The 6,554-nt window shown below is 59.8% G+C and carries 7 protein-coding genes; 5 read left to right on the top strand and 2 right to left on the bottom strand.

Annotated features, from left to right (window positions below; genetic code table 11):
- The first annotated feature begins 87 nt into the window (after positions 1–87).
- Positions 88–1,155, top strand: coding sequence for an ABC transporter substrate-binding protein (locus H8B02_RS44065; protein ID WP_229172027.1), 1,068 nt, complete (start codon positions 88–90; stop codon positions 1,153–1,155).
- 485 nt (positions 1,156–1,640) lie between these two features.
- Here the strand turns inward: H8B02_RS44065 and H8B02_RS44060 are convergent, their stop codons facing one another.
- Positions 1,641–1,814 carry a hypothetical protein gene (locus tag H8B02_RS44060; protein WP_229172026.1) on the bottom strand — a complete coding sequence of 58 codons (174 nt, stop codon included), beginning with the start codon at positions 1,812–1,814 and terminating at the stop codon, positions 1,641–1,643.
- Between the two features lie 316 nt (positions 1,815–2,130).
- Here H8B02_RS44060 and H8B02_RS44055 point away from each other — a divergent pair, with 316 nt between their 5' ends.
- Together H8B02_RS44055 and H8B02_RS44050 are read left to right on the top strand one after the other, a co-directional pair.
- Complete coding sequence (locus H8B02_RS44055) at positions 2,131–2,421, top strand: hypothetical protein (protein WP_229172025.1); 291 nt, start codon at positions 2,131–2,133, stop codon at positions 2,419–2,421.
- 184 nt (positions 2,422–2,605) lie between these two features.
- Positions 2,606–3,673, top strand: a complete 1,068-nt coding sequence (locus tag H8B02_RS44050; RefSeq protein WP_229172024.1) for an ABC transporter substrate-binding protein — start codon at positions 2,606–2,608, stop codon at positions 3,671–3,673.
- A gap of 178 nt (positions 3,674–3,851) precedes the next feature.
- Here the strand turns inward: H8B02_RS44050 and H8B02_RS44045 are convergent, their stop codons facing one another.
- On the bottom strand, positions 3,852–4,016 hold the full coding sequence (locus H8B02_RS44045; protein ID WP_229172023.1) for a hypothetical protein: 165 nt from the start codon (positions 4,014–4,016) through the stop codon (positions 3,852–3,854).
- A gap of 781 nt (positions 4,017–4,797) precedes the next feature.
- Here H8B02_RS44045 and H8B02_RS44040 point away from each other — a divergent pair.
- Both H8B02_RS44040 and H8B02_RS44035 read left to right on the top strand, forming a co-directional pair.
- Positions 4,798–5,658 carry a CmcJ/NvfI family oxidoreductase gene (locus H8B02_RS44040; protein WP_229172022.1) on the top strand — a complete coding sequence of 287 codons (861 nt, stop codon included), beginning with the start codon at positions 4,798–4,800 and terminating at the stop codon, positions 5,656–5,658.
- Positions 5,659–6,113: 455 nt separating this feature from the next.
- Positions 6,114–6,434: a hypothetical protein gene (locus H8B02_RS44035; protein ID WP_229172021.1), complete on the top strand. Its 321-nt coding sequence runs from the start codon at positions 6,114–6,116 to the stop codon at positions 6,432–6,434.
- Positions 6,435–6,554: the final 120 nt, after the last annotated feature.

The raw sequence follows: 6,554 nt of genomic DNA, 5'->3' as shown, positions 1-6,554 counted from the left end.
ACGACTGAGGCTTCGTCGCGAGCGCGATGGGCCTTCGGCCACGCCGTCTCCATACTTGGCGCTGGCATAGCGAGGAGAGAGTAGACGATGGGAAAGACATTGACGGCCGTCGGTGCCTTGGCCGTAGTTGGCCTGGCAGCCGGGGCGCTTGCGCCAGCAAAACCTGCTTTTGCCGGCGATCAGCTGACGATCGTTTCCTGGGGCGGCGCCCTGCAGGCAGCCGAGCGCAAGGCCTTTTTCGAGCCCTTCTCGAAAGCGACCAGGATCAAGGTCACCGAAGACGAGTTCAACGGCGAGGCCGCCAAGATCCGTGCGATGGTCGAGACGAAGACCGTGAGCTGGGACGTGGCCAACGGCTACTCGAGCTGGGTCACTCAATTGTGTGCTGAGGGCGTCCTTGAGACGATCGACTGGAACAAGTTGGGCCGCGACCGGGCCAAGTTCACGGATGGCGACAAGTATGAATGTGGCGTGCCCTCGGTCATATCTGCCACAATCGTCGCGTATGACAGGGAGAGATTCCCGAATGGCCCGAAGACCATCGCCGACCTTTTTGACCTGAGGAAATTTCCCGGCAAACGCGGTCTGCTTAAAAGCCCCTTCGGCAATCTGGAATGGGCCTTGATCGCGGACGGCATCGCCATCAGGGACGTCTACAAGGTCCTCAACACGCCCGAGGGTGTTGACCGTGCATTCAAGAAGCTCGACACGATCAAGAAGGACGTCGTCTGGTGGCAGGCCGGCGCCCAGCCGCCGCAGCTTCTCGCCGATGGCCAAGTCGTCATGACCTCGGCCTACAACGGCCGTATCTACGATGCCGTCAAGAATTCCGGCAAGCATTTCGAGATTATGTGGGATGCCGAGGAATGGGGAGCGGCCAACATTTGGGTGATCCCTAAGGGCGGTCCGCGGCCGGACGATGCCTACAAGTTCATCGCCTTCGCCACTTCGCCCGAGGCGCAGGCCAACCTGACGAAATACATCCCCTACGGACCCGCCAATAGCGACGCGATGGCGCTTGTCGATCCGACGATCCAGCCGCACCTGCCGACCGCGCCCGACCATATGGCCAATGCTCTGAAGGGCGATCCCGCCTTCTGGGCTGACAAGGGCGACGAGCTGCGCCAGCGCTTTACCGCCTGGCTGGCGAAGTAAGAGCCAAGAACGGCGGGGAGAGCTTCTGTTTTCCTCGCTGCCTCGAACGCCGAAGAGAGGAGGCGGCGATAGCGACGGTGGCCGTCCAAATCGCCAGCAGTCGCGACAACATGCCGGTGCGGATGCAGCTGCAGCCGATCGAGCGCTCGCGTAAACCGGAGGCCCTTCACCTTCTTCCTGTCGCTTCCGCTGTTCATTCTGGTCGCCTTCGTCCTTCCGATCGCGCCCAACTGAGAGGAATGGAAGCTTTCCTGCAAACCGCCTCGAATTTCAAGTATGGAATTTGGGGACTTCGGCGCGACTCCAGCGACACCACGCGACAACGTCAGGTAGATTGATGGCAGAGCGACGGACGTCGGTATCGCTGCCGGCCTGCTTCAAGCAGGGATTCCGGTCAACCTTGATTGAAATGGAGCTCGAGCAGGTCTGGAGCCGCGCAATCGGCTGTCGCCACGAACTTCGATGACGCGGTCAAACGGGGCAAGCTAGGGGCCGGGGCCCGCCGCAAGCTGATGGCGGGCCTTACCACTACGACCGATCTCGCATTTGTCGAAGCTCTCGACGAGCGAGTTCTGCATGCGCCTGGCGATGAAATGCAGTCGATCGTATTGCCGCGACTCAGGGCCGGCTTGCAGGCAGCCATGGGTCGTCGGCTTCATCGATCCAAGTTCAGATGCCTGTCGGCCTTGCGCCCGCCAGCTCCAGCCTGCTGATGGCATAAATCCGCTTATTCGCTGAGTTCGCGCAGGATTCCGCTATCCGAGGTGCCACATCAATGAAATTCGGCTCGATCAGCCCAGTAATATTTCGGTGAAAGACAACGCCTATGACCCAAGGTCGCAAAGTCAAACGCAGTATGTAATGCATGACCAAGCGAGGCGCTGACCATGTCGAGCCGCATAGCGGTGTTCGATGACGGGGGCGTCCAGCAGCTCGCCGCGCCTGCCGAGCCGTTTGAGCAGCCGCAGAACGCCATTGTCGCTCAATTCATTGGCGGGAGCAACCGGCTTGCACGGCAGGGTCGTGGCGATGTGTGTCACGATCTGTAAAGTGGAAATTCCGCGCGCGGGCAATGTGCAGACACCGGTGATCAATGTCGAGGCGATCAATCGGCCGACCGTGCAGTTGTTGCGGCTGGAGCCAATGAAGCTGAACAGGATGTTCGGCTCGCTGTCCAATATCTTTAATGCGCGGATTGTAGAGTTGATCTATTTGGGCGACCACGTGAGTACCCGGATCTCGGCTGCGGCCGTGATGACTTCGTAATCAAGCTGCCGAACTCAGAAGGCGTGGTACTGGTCGAGCCCGGTGCGGCGATCACCATCGGCTCGAAAACGGAGCTTTGTCGGACGCTCGACGCGCCATGACGACGACCGAGGCTGCAAGCAAGGTGGGCCTTCGACAACGCCGCCTCCATCCTGGAGGTGGCATAGCAGGGGAGAGTAACACGATGAGGACATCCTTAAGCATTGCCAACGCCCTGGCCGTGACCAGCCTGACAGCCGGGGCGATTGCGCTGGCGAAACCCGCCTTTGCGGACGATCAGCTGACGATCACCTCCTTTGGAGGAACCTACCAGGCGGCTGTGCGCAAGGCCTTTTTCGAGCCTTTCTCGAAGGCAACCGGGGTCAAGATCAGTGAAGACGAGTACAACGGCGAGTCCGCCAAGGTCAACGCCATGGTCGAGTCTAAGAGCGTGAGCTGGGACGTGGTCGACGTGGCCTCCAACGCGGTCATGCAACTGTGCGCCGAGGGGATCCTTGAGACGGTCGACTGGAAGAAGCTGGGCCTCGACCGGGCCAAGTTCACGAGCGAAGACACGTCGGACTGCGGAGTGCCATACGAAGTCTCTGCCTCGGTTATCGCCTACGACAAGGACAAGCTGCCGAACGGCCCAAAATCCATTGCCGACTTTTTCGATACGCAGAAATTCCCCGGCAAGCGCGGACTGTGGAAGATTCATCCCGACAAATTTCTCGTATGGGCGCTCAACGCCGACGGCGTCGACCTCAAGGATGTCTACAAGGTTCTCAACACGCCAGAGGGCATCGACCGCGCCTTCAAGAAGCTCGACACGATCAAGAAGGACGTCGTCTGGTTCCAGTCCCTCGCCCAGGCGGCCCAGCTGCTTGCTGATGGTCAGGTCGTCATGACCCAAGCGCCGAACGGCCGCATCTACGATGCCGTCAAGAACTCCGGCAAGCACTTCGAGATCATGTGGGATGCCCACACGTGGGAGGCGGGTTTCTGGGCGATTCCCAAGGGCAGTCCGCATCGGGACGCTGCCTACAAATTCCTCGCGTTCGCCGGCTCGCCCCAGGCGCAGGCTGACCTGACGCGCTACCTGCCCTACGGGCCCACCAACAAGGACGCGATGGCGCTTGTCGATCCGGCAATGATGTCCCACCTTCCGACTGCGGTGAACCATATTGGCAAGGGTCTACAGAGAGACGCTGCCTTCTGGGCTGAGAAGGGCGATGTGCTGCGGCAGCGCTTTACCGTCTGGCTGGCGAAATAAGAACAAGGAACGGCGGGAGGGCTTGCGTTCTCCTCGCCGCCGCGAGCGGACGGCCTACGCGCACTGGCTGATGTGGGGCAGTGCTGCTGTTCCTGATCGCCGCGATCCTTCTTATCATCCCGCTGTCCTTCAATTCGGCGTCCTTCCTTCCGCTGCCACGGCTGTAGCTGCGTTGGTATCAGGAGCTTTTCCGGACTTGCCGTTGGTAGGGCGCGCTGCACGACTCGACCTTCATCACGGTGTCGGTCACGCTGCTGTTGACCGTGCTGGGCACGATAGCCGCACTCGACCACTCGCTGACCGCGCGGTCGCCGGACTCGTCGCGCCGCCGATCGGCATCCATCGATCATCCTGCCGCTCACTTCGGTGTCGACGACAAGCACCTTCATCTCGTTCGCGTGATCACGGGCGAGGGTAACGAGGGGCTGGCGCCCGCTGGCGAGCGGAACCGGTTCACGCGACACCGACAGCAGACGCAGGGGACCCCGTGCAGGGGAACGCGCGCGAGCGTCTGTTGGAGCTGGCATTGCTGCACGCGAAGCCCCGTCCGAAGTGCACCGGCGCAGGCATGGAGCTGCGCTGAGTGCGAACTAAGCCGGTGGCGAAGATCCGCCCGGGGACGGCGATCGCACCGTCCGCGATCAGCCAGCGCTAGCTCGCAATTATCGGCCACACCAACGTCAAGCGTGCGACAAGATGCCTATGGCCTCCGCTCCTGTGCGAAGGGTCACTGTCAACACGTCGGCGATCGGACTAACTTTTCAGCGCCCCTCGGGCTACTCGGCCACCGAGGACGCCGGAAGATTGGGGGAAGCAATTAGGGAACCGAAAGCAGCCAGCCGAAGCCGACCAACGCTGGCTCGCAAACTGCCTTACCGCTTCAGATCAGCCTCCGTGGAAGGTGCGGCGGTCCGCGAACAGCTGACTTTTGAACACTTAGGTACCTTAGCCGGCTGCAGGCGAACATCCCACCGTGCCCAATGGCTCAGTACGTCGAAATCGGTACAAGGTGCCGCTCAATTGGCAGAATTTCTGCAAATCTGGATGGATTCACGCGGTCTTTTGGTTTCGCTTTCCGTTATGTTTTTCCTGAGCAAACGGTAATAGTGGGCTAGGAAAGCGCCATGGGCAATACGAAACAGCTGGAGCGTGTGCAGGGTCGAATGGGCTTTGCTCGACGCGCGCCCGGCGAAGGAGCTGATGAGTATACGCCGGCAGGATACGGCATTCCCTTTGTCGACCATGACGTCACTATTCGCAACGCGCGTCCGATCGTGGACGAGCTATCGCTCGACAGGGAGGGCTTCACTCTCATTCAGCACAAGGTATCTTGCGCAAACGAGCGTGATCCGGCGATCCTGCGCAAGAACTATCTGGAGGAGATGGTTCCATTCATCAAGGACTACTTTAATGCGTCATGGGTCACGACCGCGGACCTTGGCGGCGTCGTTATTCGTTCGATTGGTGGGAGCAACTCCTTTCCCGGTGGCTCGGTAACGGATGCGATGGACTCTGCGAACAAGCGTTCAGTAAGAAGCTTCGGGGCTGGATTCGCCCATATTGATTTCTCGCCGGTCGCGGGGCCTATGATCGCCGCGCGTGATAACCAGCTGCAGAACATTGAGATTCGGTCGTATTCGCGATTGATGATCATTCAGACTTGGCGTGTTCTCTCGCAGCCTCCGCATGATTTCCCTCTGGCGTTCTGCGACGGCTCCTCCATTTTAGATGCTGATCTTGTGGACGCGTCACAGACCAAATATGGCGCCACTGTTAGGGCTTGGATTCCTCACTACAATCCTTCTCAGCGGTGGTACTACATTCCTGACATGACGCCGGATGAGCTCTATCTGTTCAAGGGCTATGACTCCGACATGCATTACCGTCCGTGGTCTGCTCACTCGGCGTTCGACAATCGCCGAGCGTACCCCAATGCAAAGCCCCGCGAGAGTATCGAGACTCGATTCTACGTGTACTACGAGTGAGCGGCGGAAGCTGCTGAGGGGCTTCAATCGTTCAAGTCTAAGGCATTTGCGCTTAGCAACGCAAATGCAAACAAGGGGCGTAGGGGCACGGACTCGCGGCAGTGAGCGCAAGAGCCGAGAGCCATTTTTGTGTGGCTCAGCTGGCAACGGATCAACCGCCTGCGATCGGTGCCAACACCAACGGAGGAGCGCCTCCATGACTAACCAGCGATCGCGGCATGCCGTCAGTTACACCCGGTTGGACGAGGGCTCCGCCGAGGACTATGCGCTCATCATGGAACTCGCCAAGCCATTCGTCGCGGCGAGCCGCTAACCGGGTGCTTGCCTATCTACCTTTGCTTCGCAACAGCTTCGGGGCGATCAGGTCGACCGTTATGTGCATTCGCCACCGCAACTCGAGCCTAGGAGGCTAGCGAAGAGTTGGTGGTGGCGGCTCTCCTTCATGACATCGGTGATTGCTGGCGCCGTCGAACCATGCGGAGTATGCTGCCACGGTGCTGCAACCCTATGTGAGCAGAACTACCCACTGGATCATTAAGCAGCACAGCATCTTTGCAGGCTATTATTTCTTTCATCCCACGGGCAGGGATCGAAATATGCGCGAACAGTTTCGCGGCCATCCCGCCTTCGATGCCACGGCCGAGTTTTGCGAATGGGATCAGGCCGCCTTCGATCCAGACTATGACACGCTCCCGCTTGAGGTCTTCGAACCGATGGTTCGCCGCGTGTTCGCCCGGGCGCCGTGGAGCGTTCAGGGCCCGCCTCTTCAAGAGTGAAGAGCTGTGATAGAATGACGAAGTCTGAATAGCTTTTCGCGGGCAACAAGCGACACTCCTTCGCAATCTTTATCTGGCAGAGGTCAGCGTCGCCCCCTGTGCCAGGGCCTGAGCCCCAAA

Source organism: Bradyrhizobium altum (assembly GCF_020889705.1).
GTDB lineage: Bacteria > Pseudomonadota > Alphaproteobacteria > Rhizobiales > Xanthobacteraceae > Bradyrhizobium > Bradyrhizobium altum.
This window is presented reverse-complemented; position numbering and strand designations above follow the sequence as displayed.

Coding starts and splice junctions, on each gene's coding strand:
- H8B02_RS44065 (WP_229172027.1), top strand. CDS start 88: ATGGGAAAGACATTGACGGCCGTCGGTGCCTTGGCCGTAGTTGGCCTG.
- H8B02_RS44060 (WP_229172026.1), bottom strand. CDS start 1,814: ATGAAGCCGACGACCCATGGCTGCCTGCAAGCCGGCCCTGAGTCGCGG.
- H8B02_RS44050 (WP_229172024.1), top strand. CDS start 2,606: ATGAGGACATCCTTAAGCATTGCCAACGCCCTGGCCGTGACCAGCCTG.
- H8B02_RS44045 (WP_229172023.1), bottom strand. CDS start 4,016: ATGGATGCCGATCGGCGGCGCGACGAGTCCGGCGACCGCGCGGTCAGC.
- H8B02_RS44040 (WP_229172022.1), top strand. CDS start 4,798: ATGGGCAATACGAAACAGCTGGAGCGTGTGCAGGGTCGAATGGGCTTT.